This is a genomic window from Amycolatopsis sp. CFH S0740, assembly GCF_004522315.1.
In the GTDB taxonomy this organism is placed as follows: Bacteria; Actinomycetota; Actinomycetes; order Mycobacteriales; family Pseudonocardiaceae; genus Amycolatopsis; species Amycolatopsis nivea.
On the sequence record NZ_SDLS01000008.1, the window covers coordinates 249,448 to 275,420 of the forward strand.

Here is a 25,973-nt window from a genome sequence, read left to right on the forward strand (position 1 = left end):
GCGTCACCTCGCACTCGGTAGGGACAAGTTCGGGATTCAGGTCAGGTAGGGCGTCAGCGCATCATGCACGCTTTTCGCCAGATCCACCGCGCCAGGAGTGTCGGAGTGCACGCAGATGCAGTCGGCGCGCATCGGGATGTCCTGACCGTCCACAGAGGTCGCGAGCCCCTCGGTGACCGCGCGCACGGACCGCTCGGCGGCGATCGCCGGGTCGTAGGCGACGTGCTCGCGGGTGATGATCAGCGAACCGTCGGCACGGTAGTCCAGGTCGGTGTAGTACTCGGCGATGAAGCCCTGGCTGCGCTTGCCCCACACCTTCTCGTGCACGGTGTTGGCCATGCCCATGAGCGGCACGTCGAAGACGTCGGCCGCCTCGGCGATCGCCCGCGCGACCGTCTCGTCCCGCGAGGCCAGGCCGTACAGCGCGCCGTGCGGTTTGATGTGGTTGAGCGGCATGCCGTGCTCGGCAAGGAATCCGGTCAGCGCGCCGACCTGGTACACCACCGCGGCGGTGAGTTCCCCGGGCTCCATCTTCAGCTCCCGCCTGCCGAACCCGTCGCGGTCCGGGAACGACGGGTGGGCGCCCACCTTCACCGAATGCTCGTGCGCCAGCGCGACCGTGCGCCGCATGACGACCGGGTCGGCGGCGTGGAAGCCGCAGGCGACGTTCGCGACCGTGATGTAGGGCATGATGCCCTCGTCGTCGCCGCAGCGGTAGATGCTGTAGGCCTCGCCCATGTCGCAGTTGATGGCAACCATGAGTGCTGTTCCTTGTCTCTTTCCGGAATTCCGTCAGGAATGCGCGATCTTCGGGGTGTCCCCGTCGGGGTCGATGTAGACGTCGTCGCCCTCGAGCCGCACCGGGTACCGGGCGAGCTGCGCGTGGCCGGGGTTGATGCCCTGGCAGGTGGTGAGGTCGAACGTCCACAGGTGGCTTTTGCACATGAGGGTTTTCTTGTCCAGTTCGCCCTCGACCAGTTCGACCTGCTGGTGCGGGCAGATCGCCTGGGTCGCGACGACCTCCCCGCCGTCGAGGTGGGCGACGAGCACTTCCTTGTCCCCCACCTCGAACGACTCCATGTCGCCTTCCCAGACGTCGTCGAGGCTGCACACCCGCACGAAACCCATGCGGAAGCTCCTTTCTCAGCTGAACCGGTCGAAGTGGAGCCGGTCGGCGGCGAGCCCGCCGTCCAGCACCAGCGCGCGGGCGAGCGCGTCGGTCATCGCGGGCGGCCCGGCGGCGTAGTAAGTGAAGTCAGTCAGCGCTTCGCCCAGTTTCGCGACCACGGCCTCGTGCACGAACCCTTGGTGCGATTCGGAATCCGCCGCGCCGGGTTCGGAAACCGCGGTGTGCACGTGGAGGGCGCGCAATCGGCGTTGCGCCATCGCCATCGCTTCCGGAATGTGCACATCGCGCGGAGCACGGCCGCCGCAGAACAAATGGACCGTGCGCTCGGCGGCGTTCGCCTGCGCGGCCGCGCCGAGGACGACGCTCACCATCGCGCCGAGCCCGGAACCGCCTGCGACGCACACGATGTCGCGGTCGTCGCCGGCGCGGTAGTACGCCTGGCCGTACGGGCCGTCCAGTTCGATCGTCTCGCCGAGGTCGAGCCCGTCGAAGAGGATCGACGTCGCTTTCCCGCCCGGCGACCGTTTGACGACGAATTTCCATTCCCGCTGGCAGTTCCCGAGGTTGCTCATCGAATACGCGCGTTCGATGCCGCTGGGGAACCCGAGCATCGCGTACTGTCCGGCGCTGAACGCGGCGTGCTTTTCCGCGACGAACACGAATTCGGCCATGTCGTGCGTGAGCCGGTGCACCTCGCGCAGCTGGGCGTGCTGCCGGATCGGCCGGTGCGGCGCGGGTTCCGGCAGCGAGCTCAGGTCGACCACGCAGTCGCTGGCCGGTTCGCTCTGGCAGGCCAGCCTGCGGCCCTTGCGCCGGTCGCGGGCGCTGAGCCCGGGCGCGTCCGCCCAGCGCGTGCGGACGTCGCCTTCCAGCAGCTCGTACCGGCAGCTTCCGCAGGCTCCGCTGTTGCACTCGTAGCTGAGGCCGACCCCCGCGCGGAGGGCGGCACGCAGCAGCGTGTCGCCCTCCGCGCAGGGAAAGCGAACGCCGGTCCCCCGCAGGAGGACGTGGTGTTCGGTCGTCATGGCCGGTTCAGCCTCCGATGCCGAGCTGCCGCTGGAACGCCCGGACCGCGCCGATCGCGTTCTCCGCCGCTTCGGCGTTTTCCGCCACCTCCGCGCCGTACGCCTCGATCGCGGCGACCGCGAGCGGCTGCCACTTCGCGACCCACTCGCGCAGCTGCGGCACATTCGAGTCCACTTCGGACATCTGCTTGACCAGCGCCTCGGTCCAGCGCCGCGACCGCTCGCTGTCCCGCAACGCCGATTCGGCCAGCAGCGCGTGCAGCACGTCGCCGTGCCGCCGGGCGCTGACGCCGAGCTGGCGCAGCACGATCTCGTCGAGCGCCGGCTTGGCCACCACGTTCAGCGCGACGAACGCCTCCGCCCAGTCGAACGTAGTCAGCTGACGTTCCATCAGCTCGCGGAATCCTTGCCAGGCAGGCAGTTCCTCCCACAGCTCGCGTTCGCGCTCGCCGAACCCGGCGGTCGGATGCGCCTGGCGCAGCTCCGCGGTGCGGTAGGCCACATTGGACAGCCAGCGCAGCGAGTCGGCGGCCTGGAACGCCGCGCAGTTGGCGATGGTGCTGGCCGGGGCCATGTGCACGAGGTACGCGCTGGCCATCTGCACGGTGTGCAGCAGGTAGCGGCTCGGCGTGTACAGCTGCGCCAGCACGGCGACCCACTCCGGCGAGAGGCCGCGGTCGTGGCCCTCGGCGTCGTGCTGGTCGAGCAGGCCGTCCACATAGGACTCCTGGCCGTCCTGGAGGATGTTGTACGTGCGGTACACCAGCTCGTCCGGATCGCGGAAAGCGTTCCAGTCCGGGTGCGTGATCGGGCTCTGGTTGCGGTAGCGGCGGTAGAAGTCCGCCATGAAGCCGGTGTGCCCGACGTCCCATGGCTGCTCGGGGTCGCGGGTGTGCCACAGCAGGTTGGTGGAGACGATCTCGTACTCGCTCGGCTTGCGCCGGCGGGCGGCGAGGTGCCCCCAGGTCTTGAGCGGCTTGAGCGGAGTGCTCACGAGCTGGCCTCCTTGCGGGCGGATGTGCCCAGGTAGAAGCGGAAGACGTCGCCGCCGGTCTCGATCCGGCCCACGAACGAGGGCATGATCAGCTCCAGCTCGGACATCTTGAACGGGCGGCCGAGCTCCTCGGCGATGGTCTCGCGGCGCAGGACGCATTCGCCGCCCTCGACCTCGACCCGCACGTACGAACCGCGGTCGCGGATGTCGACCCGGCAGCCGGGGTTGTCGGTCACCGCGGCGTCGGCGACGGCACGCGCCACCTCGCCGACCTGGAGGACCGGGCCGACCGGGTCGGCGATGGGTTCAGCGGTGCTCATCCGGTCCTCCTCACTCGAAATAGACTTCGACGCATTCGGTCGGCCCGAGACCGGCCGCCGCGACGGTGCTGGTGCGCTCGAACGGCTGCGGTTCGCCCTGGCGGCGCACCCGCAGCGTCCGGCCGGGCTGGTCGGGCACGTGGACGCCGACCGAGTTCTCGGCCGCCGCGGCGGCGAGTTCGTCCATCGTGTGCTCGCTGTCCGCGGGGAGCAGCTTGAGCACGAAGTCGCCGTCGAAGTGCACGGCGAGCGGAATGGTGGCCATCAGCGTTCCTTTCAGCCGGCCTTGACGAGCTGCTTGCGGTAGGTGTCGACCCAGGAGAAGCCGTGCGCGTCGTCGCCGCCGGGGCCGACCGAGCCGAGGCCCATGTACTCCAGGACGCCGCCGAGGTCCGCGGGCTGGATCTCGCCGCCGAGGAACCGGTCGACCAGGTTCTTGTGGTGCCGGTAGCGCTCCGGGTCGTCCTCGAAGATCCACTTGTCCACTTCGGACGCGAAGTGGTAGCGCCGTCCTTCATGGACCAGCGAAATGTCGCGCAGCGTCTGGGAAGGCGTGCCGACGATCGGCAGCTGCGAGACGTTGCAGATGATCGGCAGCGTGCCCGGCACCGTCTTTTCCGGGCGGTCGTTGGCGAAGTTGTCGATCAGGACGTCCCACACCTTGCCGAAGGTGTCGTTCCAGCCCGGGTACTTCTCCTCCAGCCAGTCGCGCTCCTCCGGGCTGACGCCCGCCGCCGGGTCCCACCACAGCGTCGGCCGCCACGAGTAGGTGCCGAGGTGCTGGCCGTGGTGGTGCTCGGAGATGTCGCGCAGGAAGATGTCCCAGTACCACGGCTTGGAGAGGCCGAGGTCCTCCAGCGAGCGCATGAACTGGGTGACGATCCATTCCTCCATGAATTCCTTGAAGGACGCTTCGCGCACGTCCAGCGGGACGTAGTAGTCCATCGGAATTCCGGAGAGAATGGTGAACAGCCGGTACGAGCGCCAGAACGCGATGTCGATCTTCTTCTGCGCCTCGTCCTTCTGGCCGTTCTCGATCAGCATCTGCAGCAGCGGCGTGCCGAGCTGCGCGTGCCGGGCCTCGTCGGACTGGATGCTCTGGATCAGCTTGGAGAACGTGAAGTCCCCGGCCTTCGCGGCGTCGCCGGAAAGGCCGATGAACTGCAGGTTCGTGAACCCGGTCTCGAAGGAGAAGTTCGCGAAAATCGAGGTCGACACGGCGTCGCGGGTCATCATCACGTCGTCGAAGAAATGCCGTGCGCCGAGGGTGACCCAGTTGTCGGTGAACATCGCCGCGTGCGACCACTCGAACTGGCGGTCCTTGTTCACGTACTCGTGCGGGAAGTACAGCTGGATCTGCCCGTGCCGGATCTCGTCCAGCATCCCGAAGGTCGCCATGTTGCGCATGCCCGGCGCCTTCGACCAGCGCACGAACCGCGACTCCTGGAACGACGCGCCGTACTCGACGAGCGCGACGGCCGCGTAGTGCTCCTTGAGAATGGAAATCCAGCCCGGGTCGGCTTTGTTGTACAAATCCGCGCGCTCGAGCGCGGCCTTCACCGAATACGCCCCGGCGTCTTTCTGCCGCTGAATGTCGACGTATTCGCGATAGCTCACCTTGTACGGCTCGTCATAGGTCGCCCACACCTCGTCGGGCAATCCCTCGCCGCCGGACAATTCCGGCGGGAACAACTCCGCTTCGGTGACGTAGCGAGGAGTCCATTGGGTGTCGCGGGCGATGTCGTACCACTGTGCTCGGTCCAGCAGAGCCATGCGGGTCGCTCCTTGTGGTTTCTTTAGCTGCCGTGCTCGGAACCCAGCGGCCCCTCGCCGCCGGGGTAGACGAAGGACATGGACGGGGAGTAGAACCCGAACGTCACCTGCAAGGGGTGCGCAGGCCGCAACCGGTAGACGGGATGCTCTTTGTCGAGGAATTCGAAGGATTCCACCGCGAATTCCTCGGCGATGTCAGCGACATAGGCATAACGCCCGCTGACAAACTCGCCGCCGCGGCTCGTGATGTACCGCAACTGTCCGGTAACTCGCTGCGGCGTGCCGATCGCGAGACGCGCGGTAGTACGGATGACGGGTCGCCCCTCGACGACCGTCGTGGCGACCAGCCGGTCCCCGTCGAGATCGAGCGTCGTCTCCCCCGGAGCCCCCGCCGGAACGCCGTGCTCGCGGGCGTAACGGATCATGGGCTCGGAACTGTTGTGGTAATCGGTCCACCACCGCCCCGGAACGCCCGCCTCGGTGTCCAGACCGGACAGATTCACGCCGAGATACGTCAGGGAATACGCACCGAACGCGTCGTCCCCTTCGCTGGCCGACGTCTGAGCGTCCCCCTCGACCACATACTGGTTGATGTAGCACGACCGATCAGCAGCCGGCGTGAGTCCCGCCGGAACGAGCTCCGCGACGCCGTCGGGATCCTCAGGTACCCAGACGAGGTAGAGAGTCCGCGACCCGGTCACCAGCTGCGGCGGATGCAGCGACGTGCCCATAGGGGTTGCCTCCAGGTTCACCGTTGAACTTGCCCCGCTCCCTCAGCTCGAAGCGGTGCCCCAAAGACTGCGCGACCGACCCGTGACCGGATAGTGCGCAAGTTGGACAACGACCGAGCCAGGAATGCCAAACCGGAGCACCCACCCGCGTCAACGCAGGTCAGCCACCCGCAACGCGATCACCCGAGACGCTTCTGAATCCGTCAAGCCCCCCGAACGCCGTGAGGGGAACCCTCAGGAACTCTGATTCCCTCAGGGTTCCCCTCACGACCACAAAACCGCACCGCCGCCCCCAACGACCGAAGCACCCAGCCCGAGCCCTGCACCCCGATACGAAGCCGCCCTGCGGTCGGTGGGTGCTTGTCAAGGCATCTTTCCCGCCTTGACAAGCACCCACCGACCGTCAGCACAATTGCCTTCGGGGTGGTGGGCGCACCCAACGGGCGCAATGTCGCCGCCAGGCGACGAGCCGAATCACAACTGATCATCCAGCTGCAACGCGATCCACAACTCCGCCCGAACAGCCGGATCGTCGACCTCCCGCCCCAGCGCCTCCGCCACCTTCCCCATCCGGTACCGCAACGTATGCCGATGAATCCCCAACGCATTAGCCGAAGCATCCGACTGCCCGTTATGCGCCAAAAACGTCCGCAGCGTATGCCGCAAATCGATCTTCGCCGATCCGGTCTTGTCCGTAACCGGCTCCAGCAAAGCCCGAGCCCACCCCCGAACCTCGTCATTGTCGAGAAACCGCATCAACCCGCTGGTAGCCACGTCCCCAGCACAGGTCAGCACCCCGGCACCCCCACGAGAACTGGTGAACACCGACCGAACCTGCTCCCAAGCAGCGGACAGCTCCCCAGGAGGAGTCGGATCGCTCACCGCCCCCCGAGCCAGCGGAATCCGCCGCAACAACGCTTCCAACGTCCGCGTATCCCCCTCGGCAGGCGGCATCAACACCACCACCCGCCCCCGTTCCCACTCGGCGACCAACGCACGCAAACTGCGCAGCCCGTGATCCCCCTCGGCATGTTCGAGCAATTCCCGCTCGTGCCCGGAAGGAACCCCCAGAATCGCGACCCGAAGATCCCCCTCCGGAAAATCCGTGTCCAGCGCCTCCCCGATCGCCGTGGCCAGCCCGACATCCCCCGCAACCGCAGCCTTGAACACCGCCAGCCGATGCTGCCGCTCGCTGTCCAGCACTCCCCGCGCACTGTGCAGCTCAGCGCACAGCAACGACACCGCAGTAGTGACAATCGCCTGCTCCGCGGCAGTAAGCGGAGTAGACCGCCCCACCACGAGAAACCCCTGCACCCGTCCCCGCACGGCAAGCGGGAGCACCACCACGGACTCCCCCGCGATCGTCATGCTCAGACTCGCCGAATTGGCCCGGTCCCGCAGCCGAGGCAACTCGATCCGCACCCGCGCCGCATGCATCCGCGCCGCGGGCACGCCCGCCCGAAACCCGCCGGCAGCGTCGAGCAGCAACGTCCACCCCCGCACCGCCTTCGCGAGCCGCTCCGCAATCGCCCGCGCCGAATACGGCGACAACGAAGCCCGCGTCAAATCCCGCTGCGCCGAAACCGCGTAGTTCAACTCCCGCTGCCGCTCATCGGACAGATGCCCGGCGACCAGCCGGCTCAACGCAGCGAAGCCCGTCGTCGCGGGTACCGCCAACACCGGCAACCCGGCCTCGCCTGCCGCCTCGACCAGCGGCCGCGGCACGTTCTGATAGAACGAACTGGCCCCGAATCCCAGCGCCACCGCACCGCCGGCCACGAGCCGGTCGACATACTCCCTGCTGGCCGCTTCGCCCAGCGCGAGCCGGGACCCGGTGGTCAGCACGAGCTCGCCGCCCTCGAGGTACGGCGACGGGTCGGGCAGCTCGCTGATCAACGCCCACGTGACCGCCCGGTCCAACGCCCCGGGCGAGCCTTCGGCAGCGAGTTCGAGACCGTGTTCGCCGCGTTCGAGCAGCATCTGGACGGTAAGCGGCATGGTGTCTCCCGGGGACGGATCGGGCGGCCGGAAGTGTAACCGGCGGCCCGTCCGGCCGCCGGTCGATCGCCACCCGGACGAACCAACGTTCTGGACAAAACCCGGCACCGGTAGGTAGAAACCGTCCCGATCGGACTTCCCCGCCCGGCGGATGTCCGGCGGCACAACGGAAAGAGATCCCGATGCCCGCAGCTGCCCCGTCCCGGCCGGACGTCACGTACCGGACCGCGGGCGATCGCGCGCTGCTCGTCGAGTACGGGCCGCCGCTGCCGGTCGACCTCGGGCTCAACTTCTTCGCGCACGCCTCGGCCCGGCGGCTGGAGGAAAACCCGGTGCGCGGCGTGCTGGAAGTCGCGCCGGGACTGCGTTCGCTGCTCGTGCACTACGACCCGGAAACGATCCAGCATGATCAGGCAATCGCCGCGCTGGACCGGCTGCACCGCGAAATCCCCGAGCCCGGCTCGCTCGTGCTGCCGAGCCGCCGGGTGAAACTCCCGATCGCGTTCGACGATTCGACGTCGCGGGAGGCCGTGGAGCGCTACCAGATCACCACGCGCCCGGACGCGCCGAACGTCGTCGACGGGAACAACGTCGACTACCTCGTGCGCTCGAACGGCCTGCCGAACCGCGAGGCGCTGTACTCGCGGATCCTGGAATCCGAGTGGTGGAACGCGTTCACCGGTTTCTACCCGGGCCTGCCGTCGCTGCTCCCTCTCGACCCGCGCTCCGAACTGGTCGCCCCGAAGTACAACCCGGCGCGCTCCTGGACGCCCGAGGGCGCCGTCGCGTTCGGCGGCCCGTGTCTGGTGATCCACCCGATCGAATCGCCGGGTTCGTACCAGCTTTTCGGCCGGACGCTGCCGATCTGCGACCTCGTCCGCCGCCCGCGCGCGCACCGCGCGGACCCGATCCTGATTCACCCCGGCGACCGGATCTCGTTCTACCGCGTCGAAGAGGCGGAGCTGATCGAATTGCGCAGGCAGGTTTTCGAGGGCCGCTACGACTACGACATCGAACCCGGCCGGTACGCGGTCGCCGACCACCTCGCCGTCCAAGCCGACCCGGCGGTCGCGGCCGAGGCGGCCAAACGGCGCGCGGACCGGGTCGCCGCACAGGAACTGGTGAAAATCCCGTGACGCAGACCGCGGCATTGGAAGTGCTGGAACCCGGCCTGCAGACGACCGTGCAGGACTATCCGGGCCGGCGCGGCAGGCAGTCATTGGGCTTCTTCCCTTCCGGCCCCGTCGATTCGCTCGCCTTCCGCCTCGCGAACCTCCTGGTCGGCAACCGCCCCGGCGCGGCCGCGCTGGAAATCCCGCTGGGCCGGTTCCAGGCAGGCGTCCTCACCCCCGGGCGGATCGCCGTCACCGGCCCGGAAACCATCGTCACCTTGAACGGATCCCCTGTCCCGCAATGGGAATCGGTACCCGTGGAAACCGGCGACGTGCTGGCGTGCGAGGTCCTGCGCGGCCCCGGACACCGCCTGTACCTGGCGTTGTCCGGCGGCATCGCGGTACCGGAGGTTTTCGGTTCCCGCTCGACGTTCCTGCTCGCCGGCATCGGCGGCCTCGACGGCCGGGCCCTGGAACGCGCGGACATCCTGGACACTTTTCCCGCCTCTCCTTCCCGGCCGCGCCGTCTCCCGGTGTCCCTGCGCCCGACGTACCCGACCGCCTGGGAAATCGAAATCCTCCGCGGCCCGCACGCCGACCCGGACTTCCTGACCGCGGAGGATTTCGCCGACTTCCTCGCCGCGTCCTGGCGCTGCGACCTGAGCTCGGACCGCGTCGGCATCCGGTTCAACCCGCACCGCTTCCGCTGGGCCCGCCCGTCCGGCGACGTGGCGGGCGGGCACCCGTCGAACCTCCTGGACTCCAGCTACCCGCCCGGCGGCATCCTGGCGTACGGCGACGTGCTCACCGTGCTCGGCCCGGACAGCAACACCTCCGGCGGTTTCGCGGTGATCGCCACCGTCGCGTCGGCCTCGCTGTGGAAGGTCGGCCAGCTCCGGCCCGGCCGGGATACCGTGACGTTCCGGGAAATCGACCTGGACCAAGCGGCGGCGCTCAGTGCGCATGTCAATCAGCTGCTGGACGTCAAGGCGCTGTCTTGAGTGTTGCTTGGCGGTGGAGGATGTCGCCTTCGCTCAGGGCAGCGACGCTCGCTCGGTGGTCCATGACCCGGCCGAAACCACGCCGAATGGTGCGGAGCGCGGCGCGGCCGTAAGCGGCCAGATACTCAGTCAACGGATGCACGGACTTCCTCCTCCGTTTTCCCGGCCACCGAACCAAGATCGACCGACTTCGTCTCCTTCGCCAGCAGGGAGGCCACCAGCGAAATCAAGCCCATCACCGCCAGGTAGACCCCGATCGCATATCCGGTGCCGAACTTCGCGTACAGCCCGATCGCGATGATCGGCGCGAGCGAACCAGCCAGCACCGACGCCAGGTTGTACGCCAGCGAAACCCCGGAATACCGCACCTCCGTCGGGAACAATTCCGCGAAGAACGCGCCGATCACCGAGCTGTACGCGGCGAAGATCAGCAACCCGCCTGCCACCGCGACCGTGATCAATCCCGGACTGCGCGTGTCGACCAGTGCGAAGAACACGAACGCCCACACGATCGTCGCCACCGAGGCGACCACGTAGATCGGCCGTCGTCCGATCCGGTCGGCCAGCAGGGCGAACAGCGGAATCGTCACCACCGCACACGCCTGCCCGACCAGCACCGCCGTCAATCCGACCGAACTGTCCATTTTGAGCACAGTCGTGACATAAGTGATCACGAACAACGAGAACAGATAGAACCCGGCGTTCTCCCCGAAACGCGTTGCCGCGGCGAGCAAAACACTGCGCCAATGCTTGCGGACCACCACACCGGCAGGCAGCCCCGTCGGCTTCGGCGCTTCCTTGAACAACGGAGTTTCCGCGACATAAAGCCGCAGCCACAACCCGATCAAGACCAGCACCGCGGACAAGCCGAACGCGATCCGCCAGCCCCAAGACAGGAATTGCGCCGAAGGCATCACCGCGCCGAGCACCGCCAGCACGCCGGCGGCGAGCAGATTCCCCAGGGGTGGCCCGACATTCGGCCACGAAGACCAGAACGCGCGACGCGCACTGCCGCCGTGTTCGGACACCAGCAGCACAGCCCCGCCCCATTCGCCGCCGAGCGCGAATCCTTGCACCAGGCGACAGACGACGAGCAACAACGGTGCCAGCACACCCACCGCTTCGTACGTGGGCAGCAGAGCGATCAAGAATGTGGAAGCACCCATCAACAGCAGACTGGCGATGAGCGTGGAACGTCGTCCCTTGCGGTCGCCGAGGTGGCCGAGCACGACCGCGCCCAGCGGACGGGCCAGGAATCCGACGGCGTAGGTGGCGAAAGCGAGCACCGTGCCGACCAACGGGTCGTGCGAAGGGAAATACAGTTTGTTGAAGACCAAAGTGGACGCGGTGCCGTACAGAAAGAAGTCGTACCATTCGACGGCGGTGCCGGCGAGACTCGACGCCGCCACCACCCCCAGCCGCGTGTGCGGGCGTTTTCTGTTACGTTCGCGAGAGGTATCGGCCATTTCGGCTCCTGTGGTCGGAGGGTCCGTGACGCGGATGTAGTGCTGATGCCGGAAGCCTCGGTGGCTGTTGGCGCAGCCACCGAGGCGTGCTCCCCCCTGGGAACTGCCTCAGAAGAACCAGTGCACGGGCTCGTTGGCCCGGTCGGCGACGTCGGCGAACCGGCCCCCGTGGAACGCCAGCGGGTCGCCGTCGCGCTCGCACACGCTGCGCACGTGCCCGAACACGACCACGTGGTCGCCGGCGACCAGATGCCGTTCGACGTCGCATTCGAGGTGCGCGAAGGCGTCCGGGATCACCGGCACGCGGTGGCGGCCCTCGGTCACCTCCAGCCCGGCGAAGTGGTCCTCGCCGCGGCGGGCGAAGCGGAGCGCGAGCTGTTCCTGCCGCGCGGACAGGATGTTGACCGCGAACCGGCCCGCCTCGACGACCGCGTCGGTGCTGCGCGCGCCGGTCGTCAGGCACACCAGCAGCAGCGGCGGGTCGAGCGAAACCGACGTCAGCGAGTTGACGGTCATCCCGTGCGGCACCCCCGCCGCCCGGGTGGTGACCACCGCGACGCCGGTCGCGAAACGCCCCATCGTGCGGCGCATCGTCATCGGGTCGACCTCGGCCGAGGAAGTGATCATGGCGTTCTCCTTGCGAAGGGGGCGGCGGTCCCGCGACCGCCGCCCCCGAGCGGGCTCAGGCGGGGTAGCGGACCTCGAACGTGACGACCCCCTCGTCGGTCCGCCACGGGCCGTGCGGCATGCCCGGCGGACGGCAGGCGTACATCCCCGCGGTGAACGTCCGGCCGAGGGTGAGGTCGGTGAACGAGCCCTCGAGAATGTAGACCTCCTCCCAGAAATCGTGCTTCTGCACGCCCATCGACGTCGAATCGGCACCCGGTTCGTACCGCAGGATCCGCGTCGCCACACCGGTTTCCGGGTCCTTGGCGAGAATCCGCTCGGTGATCTTCGGGTCGTCGCCGGGGCACACCGTGAAGGCGACGTCGGTCACCGGGAAGAATTCGTGTTCCGGTTTGCTCATCGGGTGATCGCTCCGTCGAGGTCGTAGCTGGACAGGAAGGCGTCGATGTCGCCGAGCGCGCCGTCGAAGCCGTAATTGCGGAAGGCGTAGCCCTTCACCACGAACGGCGCGCCCGCGTAGAACATCTCGTACTGGTGGTGCCGTCCGGCGAATTCGCTGCCGACGACGTCCCAGGCGAGCTTGAACAGCTTCACCCGCTCCTCGGCGGGCGCGGACGGGCTGTAAATGTATTTGTCGATATCGGCGCGGGTCTCCGGGTTCGTCAGGTCCGCGACGCTGGAGGGCACCTGCAGGACGCCGCCGCCGACCAGGTCGCGCAGGATCGCCAGCAGCCGCGGGTACAACTCGGCCTGCAGCCCCATCGCGCCGTACACCGCGCGAGAACCGGGGCGCCACATGCCGTTCTCGTCCGGCTCCGCGGTGTACTCAGCCGCCAGTACCGCAGATTCCACAATGGACGCGAGGCTAGCCAGCTCACCGAGCTTCTCGACCACGCCGGGGAATTTGTCGACCCCGTTGACCGCTGCGACCTTGCGCGCGAGCCCGGCGATGAACTGCGTCTTCACCATGAACCGGATCTGCGCCTGCCAGTTCCCGAACACATGCGCACCGGTGTCGAAGAACTGCCGTCGCAATCCCGCGACATCGCGGTAGACGAACACTCGATCCCACGGAATGAAGACGTCGTCGAAGACGACCAGCGCGTCGGTTTCGTCGTAACGCGAGGTGAGCGGATAGTCGTATTCACTCGTGGCGGCCGGCGCGTACGGACGGCGGCAGTAGAGCTTAAGTCCTTCTGCGTCAACAGGAACCGCGAATCCGAGCGCGAAGTCAGCGTCCTCCGGTCCGAGCGGCTTGATGCAGGACACGAAGATCTCGTCGGCCACCGCGCCGCCGGTCGCGAGCATCTGCGCACCGCGGATCACGATGCCGTCCTCGCGCTCCTCGGCGACTCCCGCCTGGATCAGGTCGCCTTCCCAGGCGTGCGCGGTGGTCGCCCGCGAAACCTGCGGCGGAATGATCGCATACGAAACGTACAGATTCTCTTCCAGCACGCGCTTGTGGTACGCGGCGATGTTGGCCGAAAAGTCGCGCTCCCCTTGCGAAAACGCCTCCGGATGCGCGGAAAACGCCGCGACGAACGCGCCCACGTGGTCCGGGCTGCGGCCGACCCAGCCGTGCGTGTGCCGCGCCCAGGTGGTCGCCGCTTCGCGGTACGCCTTCAGGTCTTCCCGGCTGCGCGGCGGCGTGAACAGACGGTTCACTGTGGACCCGGACGCCGGGTCGGTGACCGAGATGCCGGATTCCGGGTCGGCTGCGAGGTCGAACAGTTCCGCGATGGTCTTCGCGATCGGCGCGAACGCCGGGTGATGGGCGACGTCCTCGACCGGCGCGCCGTCGAGGTAGATCCGCCGGGGGCCTTTCAGTGCGGCCAGATAGTCGGCTCCGCTGCGCATCACTCGCTCCTCTGTTTCGTTTCGTACGCGTGGGTCAGGGTCGGGCCGCCGGGCAGTTCCAAGTGGACGCGCCAGTACGCGCCGTAGGTGAATTCGCCGCCGAGCAACGGCAAAGTGCCGCAGTACAGCGCGAAATCGCCCTCGACCGGACCGAGCCGGTCCAGCAGATCCGCCGGATGCCGCAGCGCGGCCAGTTCCCCCTTCTGGTACGGACATCCGTCCACACTGGAGTCCGCGACGACGTGGTCCCAGTCCGGAATGGACACTTCGGTCCCGAGCTCGGCAACCACCTCCCCGAGCGGCTTCGGACAGGCCGCTTTGGACAGTGCCACCCCGTCCCGCTCGAGGTCGCGGTCGGTGTGATCGGACCCGACCCCGAGAAAATACCGCCCCTGGTGCCGGATCAGCACCGGTTCGACCTCGCCGGACGTCCCCGGCGCGCTCACCCCGACCACCGGCTCCGTCGTCAGCAATCCCGTATCCAGGTGGTAGAACGCAGGCACCGTTTCCGGCCGCGGCACCCCGATCGCCGCCAATTCCGCGATGTGCTCCTCGACCGCGGCCTCGTCGCTCCCGGTGTACCCGGCCACCACCAGTCGCGCCGGGGCGAACGCCAGTTCCTCCCCGGTTCCCGCGACGTGCAGGGCAATCGTGCTCATACTCCCGCTCCCGTGAAGTCTGCTGTGGACACCGGCCACCGCCGATCGGCCAGCACCGGGAACTCCGCCCGCACCGTGTCCACAATGGATTGGTCTATTTCGCAGCGCAGCACTTCCTCGCCGGCGCCCGCCTCGGCCAGCACGGTCCCCCACGGATCGACGATCCGGCTGGTACCCGCCAGCTCGACGCCGCCGTGCTGGGTGCCGGCCGCGTTGACCGCGATCACCAGGACCTGCTCCTCCACCGCCCGGCACGAGGTGAACATCCGCCAGTGCTCGCGCCGCGCCGCCGGCCACGCAGCCGGGACCACGACCGTCTTCGCGCCGCGATCCACGAGCCCACGCCACAATTCGGGAAACCTCAGGTCGTAACAGGTCGTCGCCCCAATTGGCCCGAGTCCCGTTTCCGCGACGCTGAGCGTTTCGCCCGGCGTAAGCAATTCCGCCTCACGCGAGGCATATCCGAACACGTGCACCTTGCGATAGGTATGCGCGATCGTGCCGTCCGGCGCGAGCAACACCGCGGTATTGAACAACCGCCCGGCCGCATCCCGCTCAACCAAACTGCCCACATGCACATACGCACCAAGGCTTCGCGCCCACTCGCGCCCCGCCGCGACCGTCGGCCCGTCGAGCGATTCCGCCTCGTCCGGATACGCGTCGAACGAGAAATACCCAGCCGCCCACAACTCCGGCAGCACCACGAGATCAGCCCCGCGCGCGGACTCCACCAACTGCCCAGCCCGCACCCGGCGATCCGCCGCCGTCTCGTCCGGCGGACTGGCGAGCTGCACCAACGCGACCTTCACAGCCGCTCCCCGACTCGCAGTGCTGTCATCGTGCTGGAGAGATGCTTCGCGAGCGCCTCCCCAGCTACCTCCGGCTCACCACCGCGCAACGCTTCGACAATCGCCGCGTGCTCAGCCAGCACCGTGCCCGCCCGGGTCTCGCTGCCCGCGACCGCGCGCAACCCCATCCGGACCTGCCGCTCCCGCAACGATTCGTAGAACTCGGCGAGCACCGGATTCCCGGCCCGCCGCACGATCGCCCGGTGAAACGCGCGGTCGAACTCGATGAACCGCACCGGCTCGTCCACCACCTCGCGCTGCTTCGCGAGAATGTCGTCCAGCTCGCCGAAAAAGGTCTCGTCGACGCGCTCGGCGAGCTTGCGGACGCACCAGTCCTCGACCAGCTCACGCGCCTCCATCACCGCCCGCACCTCCGCGTCGGAGATCGGCGGCACGAACGCGCCCTTCTTCGGCACGATCTCGAGGAACCCCTCGGCCTCGAGCCGCAGCAGAGCCTCCCGCACCGGCGTCCGAGACGTTCCGGCCGCCTCGGCAACCTCCGATTCGGTGAGGAACGTCCCGCCGTCGCGAGGCAGCTCGGCGATGCGCTGCTTGAGGAACCGATAGGTGACGTCCTGCGCGGACCCGGCCCGCCCAGCCTGTCGTACACTGCTCATGGACAAGATGTATACATCACGCATGGCAGGCGGGCAAGGGGTGTTTGCCGAGGTTGAGCGGCTGTGCCGGGTGGGGATGGCTCGTGTTCGCCTGCGGAGGAGGGTGCGCGTTGCCCGGGGGACGGCTCAGGCCCGCTCGCGGAGGGTGCGCGTTGCCGGGTAGGCGACATGGGGGCGGTGGTCCCGATGGGCCCGCGCGGGACGTCGTGTTGGCGCCGTGATGGGTCGCGCTGGACGTCGGGGCGACGCCCTGCCTCGTCGCCTGGAACGTCCTGTCGCCGCGGTAGCCCTCGCGCCTCCGCCGGAACGTCCTGTAACCGCAGTTGCCCTGGCACCTGGCCCGGGACCTCCCGACGCGACTGCCCTGATGCCTCACCCCTGGCCGGGGCGAATCCGCGACAACGGCACCTGTGTTCGAGCCGCTGCCTAAGCACCGATGAGGGCGCGTCGACCGAAGGCATCCCGACTCGCACTGCGTGACTGCACGGGATCCGCTGACCACAAGGCCTGGGCCCTTCAGCCTCCAGGTAAGCCGGTCACCTCGCCCTCAATTCCCGCCACCGCGCGGCGTCCCGGCCAGCGCGGAGCTAGCGTGCGGCAGCGGCGATCAACGCCTCCAGTCCCGAAGCCTGTGTCCGCCAGTCCACCGCGTTCGGGGTGCCGCCAGTCCACCGTGCGCCGATTCGGTTCAGGGAGTCCCGGTCTCGCTGCCAGATCGAATCCGCTTGCTGCTGCACGAAATCTCGGTACTTCTGTTCGCCGGTAGCCGTCGCGAGGTCGCCGAAGTAGCGCAGGAAGATGCCCTTGAATTGCTTCTGATTGTCATCACACGAGCCGCTCTCACACGATTCTACCAGCACCCCACCCGAAGTCAGACCGGTTATCGCCGAATCAGCCAATCGGTGGGCGGCGTCCACATAGGACTGGTCGCCGGTTGCTCGCCAGAGTTCGGTGAAGCCGCCGATGGCTAAGCCCTGGTTGTAGGTCCAGACGGTTTGGCCGTTGTTCGCGCAGCTTGCGGTCAGGCCGTCGTTGACCAGGCCGGCTGAGTTGATCAGGCCGCTCCGCAGGTACCAATCGCCGGCGGTGCGGGCGCGGGCCAGCCATTCGGTGTCGCCGGGCAGGCGGCGGTGCAGGCCGGCGGCTAGGCGGAGGTAGAGGCCGCTGGTGACGGCGTTCTTGTACGTCCGTTCGCGATCCCACCACACTCCCCCGCCGCATGTGCTGGGGTCCCAGAAACCGTGCACGTAATCGGCGATTTTCGTGGCTTCGGCGAGATATCGGGAGTCGTGCGTACGGTCGTATGCCGCGAGCCAGGCCAGGGCCCACCAGGCGGAGTCGTCGATGGCGCGGCTGATGAAGTCGCCGTCGATCGGGTCGGAGCTGCGGGCTCCGGCGGGGAAGGCGGCGCGGTTCACGTCGAAAACCCTTGCCAGCACCGGATCCAGGTTGGGTACTCCGGAATCCGCCAGTGCGGTCACCGCTACGGCCGAATTCCACCAGCTCGACGGCCACCAGGCGCGGTAAATGTCGTAGGACCACAGCAAAGCGTCGACGGCGGCCGCGACCCGGGATTGTGCGGGGCGTGCCCATGCGGTGCAGGCGCCTTCTTGGTGGGAAGCTTCCCGGCCGCATGCTCGAACGGCGCCGCCATTCAGCCGTCCGCGTGGATCTTGGGTGGCGAACGTTGCGGTCTGTGTCGCGGTCGCGGCGGAGGGGACACTCGTGCGGCCGAGTGACGAGCCGTCGGGCCAGGTCGTGCCTTCGTCCCACGAACGGTCCAGCCAGGTTTCGTCGCCGGGGCCGCCGGAATCGATGCTGGACCAGGCCATACCGCGGTCGTCGAAGTGGAGCCGGACGGTGCGGCCGAAGATCGTCGCGGGCGGTACCGGCTGGGTGTCGCCGGTGCCGGGAGCGGAACCGTCGCAGGCGGCGGCGCAGACGGTCGGGTAGATCCAGGCTGTGCAGGCGACCGCTTGTGCGTCCCCGCAGGCCCGGAGCAGGCCGCGGCGGTGGCCGACGGGGTCGGTGAGGTTGTACATGAGCGTGCGGGTGCCGGTCCACGTGTCCGGGATGCTCGATTTGCCGAGCAGGCCGTCCCAGGTGCTGCCGCCGTCCCAGGAGCGGTCGAGCCACACCGCGTCGCCGGTGCGGCCGTTGTCGATGCTGGCCCAGGCCATCCCGTCCTGGTCGGAGACGTGCAGGCGCAGCACCCGGCCGTTGATGTCCTTGTCCGGCAAGGGAAAACTTTCCTGCGCGGCCCGCGACGGGTCAAGGGTGTCGCACGAGAGCGCGCAGACGGCGGCGGCCGCGCGCGGGACGGTCAACGAGGCGAACACGAGCAGCACTACGAGCACGGTCCGCATGGACTCGTCCCCTCGCCTGGGTGAATTTCCACCCAGAATAGAAACCCGCGCGGGTGACGGTGAAGGCCCGCGCGAGGTTCTGTCCCGTTCCGGACAGCCGGGTTAACCCGATCAGCCGCCGCTGCCCTGGCGCCGTCCGACCGAACGGCCGATGAAGTACCCGAGAATGAGCCCGACGATCAGGCCGATGGCGATGAAGAAAATGACGGTGGCGGCGGCGATTTTGCCGACCGTGCCGAGGAATCCCTTGGCCTCGAGGTCGGTCGCGATCGCCACGGACTGGGTCAGCGCGTAGTGGGTCATGCCTCCCAGGATGGCATCGGCGGCGAGTGGGCGCTCGGGGACGCACCGAGTGCGCTCGAGGGTCGGGTGTGATGTTCGGTTCTTGACCGGCTTGGGTGCGAGCGCTGCGGCGGGACACGCCGAGCAGGCGGGTGCCGCGCGCGGTGTTCGGGCCTTGACCGGATGGGGACGAGCCCGTCGTCAGCCGAGGCCGGTTGACGACTGCGGACGGATTCTCGGAGACACACCCGGGCAGGTGCATGCCGTGCGCGGTATCCGTTCTTGACCGGCTTAGGCACGATCTCGTCGTCAGCTGAGGCGCGAGGCTGCTGGTTCAGGACTGCGGGCACATGCCTGGGCATGCGAGTGTTCCTGACTCGCCTGCGAAGAAACCTCGGGCGGGCAGCCTGGCATCCTTCGCCGTCTCGGTTATCGACCAGCGCCGCGAGACCGCGGCCGAGTGAGGACCGTGGGCAGGTGTCCCGAGAGGTGCGCCCGCTCAGTCCTTGACCGGCTTGAGTACGAAGCCTCCGTCGTCCGATTCCTCGGCTGGGGCCCGGCGGCGCGCGGGCGGTGGCGGTGGCGGTTCTGGTTCGCGGGTGGCGGCTGGATCGGGCGTCGGTTCCGGAACCTCGTCCAGCGCCAGCGTGTCTTCGACTACCGCCGCGACTGCGGGGACGCATCCTGCGCGGATGGCACGCAAGCCCTGGTGCAGCGCCTGCGTGCCTGCTTCGGTGCTGAGTCGCGAGATTTCCGCGGCCAGGGCGTCCGGGCCCAGTTCGAGGGCGGGTTCTCCGATGTCCAGGTGGACGAGCATGCCGTGCATGTTCACCGTGACGCTCAGTCCCTCTCGGCTGGCCGTCGCGCGGAGGGCGGCTAGGCCTTCGGACAGGCCCAGCTGGTCCGGGATTTCTTCGGCGATCTCGATGAGTTCGTCGATCCCTCGCTCGTCCCCGGCGGGACCGGCGGGGTCGGCAGGGTCGACGAACTCCCCTGGAGGCTCGCCGGGCCCGAATTGCGCAGCCGGATTCACGTCCGCGCGCGAATCTTCGTTCTCCTGGTACGCCTCCGCCATCACACCCTCCACGTGTCCGGTGTGGTGTCTTCGGCGCGGTCCGCCAGGTCCTGCTCCGAACCGAGGCCGAGGCTGCGCAGGTCGGTACCGCCGAGGTCGCCCAGTTCGGCTTCCAGCGCGCGGCGGGCGCGTTCGTTCGCCTCGGCGGCCGCCTCGCGGACTGCGTGCAGGATCGTGTCCGCCAGGCGGGGGCCGCCGGCTCGGAGGGCGTCTGCGGTCAACTCCAGGGTGCGCAAAGCGCCGCCGGGGGCGACTTCGACGGTCACCCCGGCGTGCCGCGCCGTGCCGGTGATGCTCACTTCGGGTGCACTCCGCCGTAGAACTTGTGCAGGTCGCGCGGCAGCGTGTACGTGAGGCGCTCGACCTGGTCGTTCGCGTTGCCCTCGATCGTGGTGATCTTGTTGCCCTCGACCTTTTCGATGATCCCGATGTGGTGACTCTGCCCCCAGGACGGACCGTCGCCGAAGAGGATCGTGTCGCCGGGACGCGCGTTGTGCGCGAGCGCGCCGCGGTCGTAGGCGAGGTGGTGGCGCTGGCCCCACTTGTAGACGTCGCCGGTGAAGCCGTACTTCGGGATGTCCACCCCGGCCGAACGCCACATCGACGTCGCGAAGTACGCGCACCACGGCTGTCCGGTCGGGCCCCACTTGTTCCGGTTGTTCGGGCCCTCGTGGTAGCCGAGGTTGTGCCGCGCGTGGTCGAGGATCTTGTCGACCTTCTTGCTGTGGCTCGCGTGCGTCTTGCCGTGGTGCTGCTCGTGCTTTTTGTGCTGCTCGTGCTTGCGGTGGTCGCCCGGCTTGGCGCGGTGCGTTCCGCCCGGGTCGGCGACGCCGTCGTGGTTCAGGTCCTTCTGCAGCGCACGCAGTTTGCGCGCCGCTTCCTCCATCTCCGCGCGGGCGTTCTTCAGGTGCCCGCCGGACTCCTTGAGGTACTTGCCCGCCAGGTCGGCCACGTCGCCGATCGCCATCAGCAGGGCGGCCGGGCTTCCGTTGCGCGCCAGGACGTATCCGGCGTCGATGATCTTGCGCGCCTTCGCGACGAACTCGTCGATCAGCTTGCCGGTGGCCTGGTGCCGCCCGGCGAGCGCGTCGGTGACCTCGCTGACCACCTTGGCCCCGTGCGTGCTCGCCTGCGCGGTGACCTTGAGATCGCGGCCGAACTTGCCGGTGTCGTGCTCGAACGCCGGATTCGCCTTGCTGTGCCAGGTGTTCAGCAGCGCGTGCGCGGCTTTGCGCTGCGCTTCGTACTGTTCGGTGATCTCGCGCGCGGCCTGCTGCAGCGCGTGCTGCGCGGCCTGCGAGTCCGCGGCCTTGCCGCGAAGCTTGCCGTGGTGCGTTTTCATCTCGTCCGCGAACAGCGTCGCGACCCCTGCGGTGTCCAGCACGGATTCCCCCTCAGCCCAGGATGCCCTTGATGTCGTGTGCGCTGATCGCCGCGCTCGCGTCGGAATCCGCGCCCGCGTATGCCTGCCGGGCCCGGAAAACGGAGGCGCTCAGCGTGCGCGCGTGCGCTCCGGTGGCCCGCACCTGCGATTCCAGCGAACGGCTGAAATCCCCCAGCGCGTCGGAGAATCCGGTTTCCTCGCCGACCTTCCCGAAGCTGTCCTTGGCGATCCCGGTGACCCGGTGCACCGTCTTCCGGCCGACCGACACCAGTTCGTTCGCGACGTGCTCGGTGGTGCGCTCGTAGGCGAGGAACTGCTCGAGATCGGCCTTGAACCCGCCGTCCTTGCCGCCCTTGCCATGGTGCGGTTTGTGCGGATGGTGCTCGGTTTTGTGCGGATGGTGCGCGCCCTTGCCGTGGTGGCGCGTGACGTCCTCGGCGGCCTTGCGCGCGGCGGCGAGATGGCTCTTGTACGCGCCGTTGGTGTAGGTGGACCACGGCTGGAAGCTCTTGCCGTGCCCCGAAATCGCCCAGGCCGCCTTGGCGTTCTCGTCCGCGTTGAACAGTTCGTCGTTGGAGTGCAGATGGAACTCGTGGCGGCGGGCGGGCCCGAGCGAGCCGAGCATGTTGACCTGCCACAGCCCGTACGAATTGTCCGGCGGGGTCCCGTTGTGCGCACGGGTGTTCCCGCCCGATTCCGCCAGCGCCACCGCGACCGCGGTGGTGAGCGCGTGCCCGCGGAACCCGGCCCGGTACGCGTGCTGGGCGATTTCCTCGGCCGACAACTTGCTCATTTCCTGCCCCCTTCAGCAGGGCGCTTCGCCGCTGCCCTAAGTGAGACGGAAGCCTTCGTCCTCAGGTTCCCTAGTCCCCCGAACGGACGAAACCCCGCGCCCCAGTTCCTGCATCCGGTCGGCGAGCCAGGCGTGGTCCGCGGGCGCGAGAGTGACCCACTTCGTGCCCGCGGACTCGTGCACGACCGCGCCGTACCGCCCGGCTTCCGTGTCGTACCAAGCGACCACCGGCGAACGTCCGCCCGGACCGTTCACCGCGAACTGTCCGTACGCGACGCGCGGCGTGGTGACGAGCGTCGAAATCGCCCGGAGGTCCCGGCCGGCCAGCCCCGCCCGGCCGAGCACCCGCTCGAACGCGGCGTGCCCGCTGTCCGCAAACGCTTGCATCGCCTCGGAAAACACCGAGCGCGGCAATCGCACCACGTTGCCCGGCCCGGGTTCGGCGGGGCCGACGACGCTCGCGGCGAGCTGCGGGACGTCGTCGGGCAGGCACGGCCGCAACGCGAGTTCGCCCGCGTCGAGCACGGCCAGCACGCCCAGTTTGCGCCCGGCCGCGGCCAGCGCGCGCAGCGGCGGATCCCGGAAAACCAGCAGGTCGACCGAAAACACCGGCTCGGCCAGCACCGCGAACACCTGGCCCAGCCGCGGGTGCGGTTCGTCGTCCTCGTCGAGCAGCCCGGCCGCCGCGAGGCTTTCCGCGACCTGGACGCCGAGCTGGTCGCGTTCGTCCATCGTGGAACCGTGCGAGGGCACGTCGAACGGATACGGCATGGGGCCGAGGTCGAAATCCGACCACAGCAGGTCGAATTCCAGGTGCGAGAGCGCTACCCCGTCGACCTCCGGGAGATGTCTGGCCATCCCCGCCTCACTCGCCCAGCACGGGCGGGTACGCGTCCGGCAGGTCCTCGAGGAAGTCGAAGGAACTGCCCTTGGTGTAGCGGTTCTGGTGGTCGTCGGAGCCGTCGCCGCGCTGGCCCGCCATCGGCGGGAAGAATCCGCCGGACATCGGGCTGCCGCCGCGCGCGGCCGCCGCGGCGCCGGCTGCCCCGGCAGCAGCGCCGCCTGCTCCGACCGAGCCGCCCAGCAGTCCGCCCGGCAACGCGCCCCCGCTTCCAGCGCCCGCGCCCGCGCCGAGCGCACCGCCCGGCCCGGCGCCCAGCGATCCCGGCATTCCGGCCGTTCCGCCCGGACCGCTCAGCCCCGGCAGCAGCCCGGCGCCTCCCGCCGGAGCGGACGAAGCCGTGGTGACGGCCGCGTCCGAGTAACCCGACGAATCCCGGGAGCCGCGCGAATCGCTCCGCGACCGGCCGTCCGGATCGACGTTCGTGACCGCGGGAGCCTCGGTGAAATGCGGCAGCTTGTCGTGCACGCCCTTGCTGGACGTCTCGTAGCCTTCCATCACGCGGACCGCCTCGGCCTTGGCGTGCGACGCCGCGCGTTTGGCCGGCAGGTGGTCGTCGAGCAGCTGATCGACCATCACCGCGCCGCTGGGACCGCTGGCCGCGTTGAGGTCGTAGCCGTCGCGGAACTGGTTCTCCGCCGTGTAGAACACCGGTTCCGGCATCTTGTGCTTCGCCGTTTCGACCGCGCTCGTGTAGTGGTCGAGCTTGTCGCCGACCGTGCGCATCGTCTCGCTCGCGCCCGCGCCCCAGGACGTCAGCTTCGACGCCGACTGCGCCGCGTTCCCGGCCGCGCCGCCGCGCCAGGACAGCAGCAGCTTCTGCACCGTCTTGTGCACCGCGGAGGTCGCCGAGTCGACGTCGTACGCCAGCTTCCCCCATTGGTGCGCGGACGCGCCCATGGCGACCGGGTCCGCGGTCATGATCATGTCGTAGAGCGTGGTGTGCGCCCAGGCGTTCCAGTTGATCTTGCCGAAGGACGCGTCCTTCATGTTCGCCCGCTGGGCGAGCTTCGTGCGCCGCAGGACCCGGCGCTGCGCGGCGGTGGGCGGGTGGTCCTCGCTCCACAGCCGGTGCTTGCGGTGCTTCTCGTACGGCAGCCGTTCGTAGCCCGGTGTCCGGCTCATGCCGGCGTCCCTCCCCCGTCGTCCGCCCGGCGGCCCAGCGCGTCGAGCGAGTCCTTCGCGTCGCTTTCCTGCTGGACGTGCCCCGCGCTCGCCCGGCGGATGGCCTCGCGCAAGGACGACAGCTCGTCGAGGTACTGCTGCAGGATCGCCTGCGCGCCGCCGTCGGCGGACCCGCGCAGGCCGAACGCCTTCCGCAGGTGCGCGGCCACCGGGCTGGTGCCGTCCTTGAGCGGATGCGTGAGCTGCTTCGCCTGTTCGAGGCACGCGGTCAGCTCCTGCTCGCGCTTCTCCAGCTCCGCGTCGGCCGCCGCGATCTCTGCCGGGTCCAGCTCGATGACCCCGGTGTCGGCGACGATCTCGGCGTTGCCCGCCCCCGACGGGTCCCGCACGGAATCCGACGTCTCCGGCCGCCCGGACCGGTGCGTCTCCTTGGCCTGTTTCTTGTGCAGGGCACGGACGTCTGCCCAGTCGGAAACCCGGTGCGAACTCACCCCAGTCCACCTCCCAGCGGGCGTCCTCCTCGGACGCGCGCACCAGTATGTCAGCCAGCCGGACCGCAGGCATCCGGTCCGGGAAAGTCGGCGATGAGACGAGCCCGCCGCGGCCGCGGTTCCGCGGGTCACCCGGACGGCGGGTGCGCACCCCGGACGAGCAGTCCGGCGACCGAGCGCGCGGCCGCCGCAGCGTCGTCGCCGAGGTCCGCGGGCAGCGCCCGCTGCAGCCACAGCGTCGCGAACCCGTGCACGAGCGACCAGGCCGCCGCGCCCGCGACCACCGGGTCGACGCTGTCGTCCCGGAACCCGGCGACGGCCCAGTCCAGCGCCTGGCTGCTCCGCTCCTGCGCGGCTCGGAGGTCCGGGTCGTCGCCGCGGAGCAGGTCCGCGCGGAACATCACCTCGAAATGCGCCCGGTGCCCGACCGCGAACGAGACGTAGGCGACCCCGGCCTCGAGCAGGTCCGGCGCGGGCGGCATCTCCTCGAGCGTGTCGGCGAGCAGGTCGAACCCCTGCGCGGCGACGGCGGTGAGCAGGCCGGTGCGGTCGCCGAAGTGGTGCGCCGGGGCGGCGTGCGAGACCCCGACCCGGCGGGCGAGGTCGCGCAGGTTGACCGCGGCCGGGCCGGATTCGCCGAGCACCTCGACGGCCGCGGTCAGCACCGCCTGCCGCAGATCGCCGTGGTGGTAACGACGGGCCATGGCGTCGAGTATGCACCGGCTTGTCAGTGCCTAGATGGGGCTGGCGGGCTTGCTCGGCTGCTGTCGAGGTGCCCCTGCGGATCCGCTCAGCGGACGAACTCGAAGATCTGCTTCTGGATCCCGTTCGAGTAACTCTCGCTATCGATCAACTTCAGCGGCTGCTTGTCCTTGTCGGTCTCGCTGAACAGCCGCTTCCCCGCGCCCAGCAGGACCGGGAAGACCAGCAGGTTCAGCCGGTCGACGAGGCCCGCGTCGGTGAGGGCGCGGACCAGCGTCGCGCTGCCGTTGACGATGATCGGGCCGCCCTCGGTTTCCTTCAGCGCGGCGACGTCGTCGAGGGAGCGGAGAATGGTCGTTTCGCCCCAGTTCGTCACCAGGTCCTCGTCGCGCAGGGTGGTGGACACGACGTATTTCGGCATCGCGTTGTAGTGCGGGAACTCCTCGGTCATGTCCGGCCACACCGGCGAGAACGCCTCGTAGCTGACGCGGCCGAGCAGCAACGCGGTCGCTTCCTCCTGCTCGGCGCCCTTGAGCGCGTAGGCGGCGGGGTCGAACTCGATGTCCTTGAACGTCCAGCCGGCGTTCCGGTAGCCGACCTCGCCGCCGGGGGCTTCGACGACGCCGTCGAGGGACACGAACGCGGTGGCGATGATGGTGCGCATGGGATCAGCTCCTGGTTCGGGACGGTGCCTGCT

The 25,973-nt window shown here is 68.9% G+C and carries 29 protein-coding genes; 2 read left to right on the forward strand and 27 right to left on the reverse strand.

Annotation, left to right across the window (positions count from 1 at the left end):
- Nucleotides 1-36: 36 nt before the first annotated feature.
- From pxpA to EIZ45_RS16820, 9 genes are all read right to left on the reverse strand, one after another.
- Complete coding sequence (pxpA, locus tag EIZ45_RS16780) at nt 37-759, reverse strand: 5-oxoprolinase subunit PxpA (protein WP_043840210.1); 723 nt, start codon at nt 757-759, stop codon at nt 37-39.
- Nucleotides 760-792: 33 nt separating this feature from the next.
- The gene (locus tag EIZ45_RS16785) at nt 793-1,128 is read right to left on the reverse strand and encodes a Rieske 2Fe-2S domain-containing protein (protein ID WP_043840212.1); all 336 of its coding nucleotides are present in this window, start codon (nt 1,126-1,128) and stop codon (nt 793-795) included.
- 15 nt (nt 1,129-1,143) lie between these two features.
- Nucleotides 1,144-2,154, reverse strand: coding sequence for a 2Fe-2S iron-sulfur cluster binding domain-containing protein (locus tag EIZ45_RS16790; RefSeq protein ID WP_043840214.1), 1,011 nt, complete (start codon nt 2,152-2,154; stop codon nt 1,144-1,146).
- A gap of 7 nt (nt 2,155-2,161) precedes the next feature.
- On the reverse strand, nt 2,162-3,148 hold the full coding sequence (locus tag EIZ45_RS16795) for a toluene monooxygenase (RefSeq protein WP_043840216.1): 987 nt from the start codon (nt 3,146-3,148) through the stop codon (nt 2,162-2,164).
- Complete coding sequence (locus EIZ45_RS16800; protein WP_043840218.1) at nt 3,145-3,468, reverse strand: MmoB/DmpM family protein; 324 nt, start codon at nt 3,466-3,468, stop codon at nt 3,145-3,147. Before EIZ45_RS16800 ends, EIZ45_RS16795 begins: the two co-directional genes overlap by 4 nt.
- Nucleotides 3,469-3,478: 10 nt before the next feature.
- The gene (locus EIZ45_RS16805) at nt 3,479-3,733 is read right to left on the reverse strand and encodes a toluene-4-monooxygenase system B family protein (RefSeq protein WP_043840220.1); all 255 of its coding nucleotides are present in this window, start codon (nt 3,731-3,733) and stop codon (nt 3,479-3,481) included.
- A gap of 11 nt (nt 3,734-3,744) precedes the next feature.
- Nucleotides 3,745-5,241, reverse strand: a complete 1,497-nt coding sequence (locus EIZ45_RS16810) for a YHS domain-containing protein (RefSeq protein ID WP_134663557.1) — start codon at nt 5,239-5,241, stop codon at nt 3,745-3,747.
- A gap of 23 nt (nt 5,242-5,264) precedes the next feature.
- A complete protein-coding gene (locus EIZ45_RS16815) occupies nt 5,265-5,972 on the reverse strand; it encodes a hypothetical protein (RefSeq protein WP_043840223.1) in 708 nt (235 codons plus the stop codon).
- A gap of 474 nt (nt 5,973-6,446) precedes the next feature.
- Entirely contained in the window at nt 6,447-7,970 is a 1,524-nt protein-coding gene (locus EIZ45_RS16820; RefSeq protein WP_134663558.1) for a PucR family transcriptional regulator, read from the reverse strand.
- A gap of 182 nt (nt 7,971-8,152) precedes the next feature.
- Between EIZ45_RS16820 and EIZ45_RS16825 the strand changes: the two genes are divergently transcribed.
- Together EIZ45_RS16825 and EIZ45_RS16830 are read left to right on the forward strand one after the other, a co-directional pair.
- A complete protein-coding gene (locus EIZ45_RS16825) occupies nt 8,153-9,106 on the forward strand; it encodes an allophanate hydrolase subunit 1 (RefSeq protein ID WP_043840226.1) in 954 nt (317 codons plus the stop codon).
- Nucleotides 9,103-10,083 (forward strand): biotin-dependent carboxyltransferase family protein, encoded by a 981-nt coding sequence (locus tag EIZ45_RS16830; protein ID WP_134663559.1) that lies wholly within the window; start codon nt 9,103-9,105, stop codon nt 10,081-10,083. Before EIZ45_RS16825 ends, EIZ45_RS16830 begins: the two co-directional genes overlap by 4 nt.
- Nucleotides 10,084-10,208: 125 nt before the next feature.
- On the opposite strand, the gene EIZ45_RS16840 is transcribed toward EIZ45_RS16830, so the two are convergent.
- From EIZ45_RS16840 to EIZ45_RS16925, 18 genes are all read right to left on the reverse strand, one after another.
- A complete protein-coding gene (locus tag EIZ45_RS16840) occupies nt 10,209-11,549 on the reverse strand; it encodes an MFS transporter (protein WP_134663560.1) in 1,341 nt (446 codons plus the stop codon).
- 108 nt (nt 11,550-11,657) lie between these two features.
- A complete protein-coding gene (locus EIZ45_RS16845; RefSeq protein ID WP_037814847.1) occupies nt 11,658-12,176 on the reverse strand; it encodes a flavin reductase family protein in 519 nt (172 codons plus the stop codon).
- Between the two features lie 55 nt (nt 12,177-12,231).
- Complete coding sequence (locus EIZ45_RS16850; RefSeq protein ID WP_134663561.1) at nt 12,232-12,576, reverse strand: cupin domain-containing protein; 345 nt, start codon at nt 12,574-12,576, stop codon at nt 12,232-12,234.
- On the reverse strand, nt 12,573-14,033 hold the full coding sequence (locus tag EIZ45_RS16855; RefSeq protein ID WP_037814842.1) for a 4-hydroxyphenylacetate 3-hydroxylase family protein: 1,461 nt from the start codon (nt 14,031-14,033) through the stop codon (nt 12,573-12,575). The genes EIZ45_RS16850 and EIZ45_RS16855 overlap by 4 nt, the downstream gene beginning before the upstream one ends.
- Entirely contained in the window at nt 14,033-14,692 is a 660-nt protein-coding gene (locus EIZ45_RS16860) for a DUF2848 family protein (RefSeq protein ID WP_167756469.1), read from the reverse strand. The genes EIZ45_RS16855 and EIZ45_RS16860 overlap by 1 nt, the downstream gene beginning before the upstream one ends.
- Nucleotides 14,689-15,501 (reverse strand): carbon-nitrogen family hydrolase, encoded by an 813-nt coding sequence (locus EIZ45_RS16865; RefSeq protein ID WP_043840239.1) that lies wholly within the window; start codon nt 15,499-15,501, stop codon nt 14,689-14,691. The genes EIZ45_RS16860 and EIZ45_RS16865 overlap by 4 nt, the downstream gene beginning before the upstream one ends.
- A complete protein-coding gene (locus EIZ45_RS16870) occupies nt 15,498-16,157 on the reverse strand; it encodes a GntR family transcriptional regulator (protein ID WP_134663563.1) in 660 nt (219 codons plus the stop codon). The genes EIZ45_RS16865 and EIZ45_RS16870 overlap by 4 nt, the downstream gene beginning before the upstream one ends.
- Before the next feature lie 587 nt (nt 16,158-16,744).
- Entirely contained in the window at nt 16,745-18,523 is a 1,779-nt protein-coding gene (locus EIZ45_RS16875) for a glycoside hydrolase family 76 protein (RefSeq protein WP_134663564.1), read from the reverse strand.
- Nucleotides 18,524-18,634: 111 nt separating this feature from the next.
- Entirely contained in the window at nt 18,635-18,826 is a 192-nt protein-coding gene (locus tag EIZ45_RS16880; RefSeq protein ID WP_037814825.1) for a hypothetical protein, read from the reverse strand.
- Nucleotides 18,827-19,304: 478 nt separating this feature from the next.
- A complete protein-coding gene (locus EIZ45_RS46470; RefSeq protein WP_205669961.1) occupies nt 19,305-19,880 on the reverse strand; it encodes a hypothetical protein in 576 nt (191 codons plus the stop codon).
- Complete coding sequence (locus EIZ45_RS16890) at nt 19,880-20,179, reverse strand: YbaB/EbfC family nucleoid-associated protein (RefSeq protein WP_037814821.1); 300 nt, start codon at nt 20,177-20,179, stop codon at nt 19,880-19,882. Before EIZ45_RS16890 ends, EIZ45_RS46470 begins: the two co-directional genes overlap by 1 nt.
- The gene (locus EIZ45_RS16895; protein WP_134663565.1) at nt 20,176-21,264 is read right to left on the reverse strand and encodes a CHAP domain-containing protein; all 1,089 of its coding nucleotides are present in this window, start codon (nt 21,262-21,264) and stop codon (nt 20,176-20,178) included. Before EIZ45_RS16895 ends, EIZ45_RS16890 begins: the two co-directional genes overlap by 4 nt.
- 10 nt (nt 21,265-21,274) lie before the next feature.
- Entirely contained in the window at nt 21,275-22,057 is a 783-nt protein-coding gene (locus EIZ45_RS16900; protein ID WP_134663566.1) for a transglycosylase SLT domain-containing protein, read from the reverse strand.
- A gap of 36 nt (nt 22,058-22,093) precedes the next feature.
- Entirely contained in the window at nt 22,094-22,915 is an 822-nt protein-coding gene (locus tag EIZ45_RS16905) for an ESX secretion-associated protein EspG (protein ID WP_043840249.1), read from the reverse strand.
- A 7-nt stretch (nt 22,916-22,922) separates the two neighbouring features.
- Complete coding sequence (locus tag EIZ45_RS16910; protein ID WP_134663567.1) at nt 22,923-24,083, reverse strand: WXG100 family type VII secretion target; 1,161 nt, start codon at nt 24,081-24,083, stop codon at nt 22,923-22,925.
- Nucleotides 24,080-24,574, reverse strand: coding sequence for a hypothetical protein (locus tag EIZ45_RS16915; RefSeq protein WP_043840253.1), 495 nt, complete (start codon nt 24,572-24,574; stop codon nt 24,080-24,082). The genes EIZ45_RS16910 and EIZ45_RS16915 overlap by 4 nt, the downstream gene beginning before the upstream one ends.
- Nucleotides 24,575-24,702: 128 nt before the next feature.
- The gene (locus tag EIZ45_RS16920; RefSeq protein WP_134663568.1) at nt 24,703-25,278 is read right to left on the reverse strand and encodes a TetR/AcrR family transcriptional regulator; all 576 of its coding nucleotides are present in this window, start codon (nt 25,276-25,278) and stop codon (nt 24,703-24,705) included.
- Nucleotides 25,279-25,364: 86 nt separating this feature from the next.
- Nucleotides 25,365-25,940, reverse strand: a complete 576-nt coding sequence (locus tag EIZ45_RS16925) for a dihydrofolate reductase family protein (RefSeq protein WP_134663569.1) — start codon at nt 25,938-25,940, stop codon at nt 25,365-25,367.
- Nucleotides 25,941-25,973: the final 33 nt, after the last annotated feature.

Excerpts from the sequence above, each read along its gene's own strand:
- EIZ45_RS16910 (WP_134663567.1), bottom strand. The coding sequence starts at position 24,083 with ATGAGCCGGACACCGGGCTACGAACGGCTGCCGTACGAGAAGCACCGC.
- EIZ45_RS16875 (WP_134663564.1), bottom strand. The coding sequence starts at position 18,523 with ATGCGGACCGTGCTCGTAGTGCTGCTCGTGTTCGCCTCGTTGACCGTC.
- EIZ45_RS16900 (WP_134663566.1), bottom strand. The coding sequence starts at position 22,057 with ATGAGCAAGTTGTCGGCCGAGGAAATCGCCCAGCACGCGTACCGGGCC.
- EIZ45_RS16860 (WP_167756469.1), bottom strand. The coding sequence starts at position 14,692 with ATGAGCACGATTGCCCTGCACGTCGCGGGAACCGGGGAGGAACTGGCG.
- EIZ45_RS16810 (WP_134663557.1), bottom strand. The coding sequence starts at position 5,241 with ATGGCTCTGCTGGACCGAGCACAGTGGTACGACATCGCCCGCGACACC.
- EIZ45_RS16800 (WP_043840218.1), bottom strand. The coding sequence starts at position 3,468 with ATGAGCACCGCTGAACCCATCGCCGACCCGGTCGGCCCGGTCCTCCAG.
- EIZ45_RS16855 (WP_037814842.1), bottom strand. The coding sequence starts at position 14,033 with ATGCGCAGCGGAGCCGACTATCTGGCCGCACTGAAAGGCCCCCGGCGG.
- pxpA (WP_043840210.1), bottom strand. The coding sequence starts at position 759 with ATGGTTGCCATCAACTGCGACATGGGCGAGGCCTACAGCATCTACCGC.
- EIZ45_RS16920 (WP_134663568.1), bottom strand. The coding sequence starts at position 25,278 with ATGGCCCGTCGTTACCACCACGGCGATCTGCGGCAGGCGGTGCTGACC.
- EIZ45_RS16925 (WP_134663569.1), bottom strand. The coding sequence starts at position 25,940 with ATGCGCACCATCATCGCCACCGCGTTCGTGTCCCTCGACGGCGTCGTC.
- EIZ45_RS46470 (WP_205669961.1), bottom strand. The coding sequence starts at position 19,880 with ATGGCGGAGGCGTACCAGGAGAACGAAGATTCGCGCGCGGACGTGAAT.
- EIZ45_RS16905 (WP_043840249.1), bottom strand. The coding sequence starts at position 22,915 with ATGGCCAGACATCTCCCGGAGGTCGACGGGGTAGCGCTCTCGCACCTG.
- EIZ45_RS16870 (WP_134663563.1), bottom strand. The coding sequence starts at position 16,157 with ATGAGCAGTGTACGACAGGCTGGGCGGGCCGGGTCCGCGCAGGACGTC.
- EIZ45_RS16820 (WP_134663558.1), bottom strand. The coding sequence starts at position 7,970 with ATGCCGCTTACCGTCCAGATGCTGCTCGAACGCGGCGAACACGGTCTC.
- EIZ45_RS16785 (WP_043840212.1), bottom strand. The coding sequence starts at position 1,128 with ATGGGTTTCGTGCGGGTGTGCAGCCTCGACGACGTCTGGGAAGGCGAC.
- EIZ45_RS16805 (WP_043840220.1), bottom strand. The coding sequence starts at position 3,733 with ATGGCCACCATTCCGCTCGCCGTGCACTTCGACGGCGACTTCGTGCTC.
- EIZ45_RS16790 (WP_043840214.1), bottom strand. The coding sequence starts at position 2,154 with ATGACGACCGAACACCACGTCCTCCTGCGGGGGACCGGCGTTCGCTTT.
- EIZ45_RS16840 (WP_134663560.1), bottom strand. The coding sequence starts at position 11,549 with ATGGCCGATACCTCTCGCGAACGTAACAGAAAACGCCCGCACACGCGG.
- EIZ45_RS16825 (WP_043840226.1), top strand. The coding sequence starts at position 8,153 with ATGCCCGCAGCTGCCCCGTCCCGGCCGGACGTCACGTACCGGACCGCG.
- EIZ45_RS16845 (WP_037814847.1), bottom strand. The coding sequence starts at position 12,176 with ATGATCACTTCCTCGGCCGAGGTCGACCCGATGACGATGCGCCGCACG.
- EIZ45_RS16880 (WP_037814825.1), bottom strand. The coding sequence starts at position 18,826 with ATGACCCACTACGCGCTGACCCAGTCCGTGGCGATCGCGACCGACCTC.
- EIZ45_RS16815 (WP_043840223.1), bottom strand. The coding sequence starts at position 5,972 with ATGGGCACGTCGCTGCATCCGCCGCAGCTGGTGACCGGGTCGCGGACT.
- EIZ45_RS16850 (WP_134663561.1), bottom strand. The coding sequence starts at position 12,576 with ATGAGCAAACCGGAACACGAATTCTTCCCGGTGACCGACGTCGCCTTC.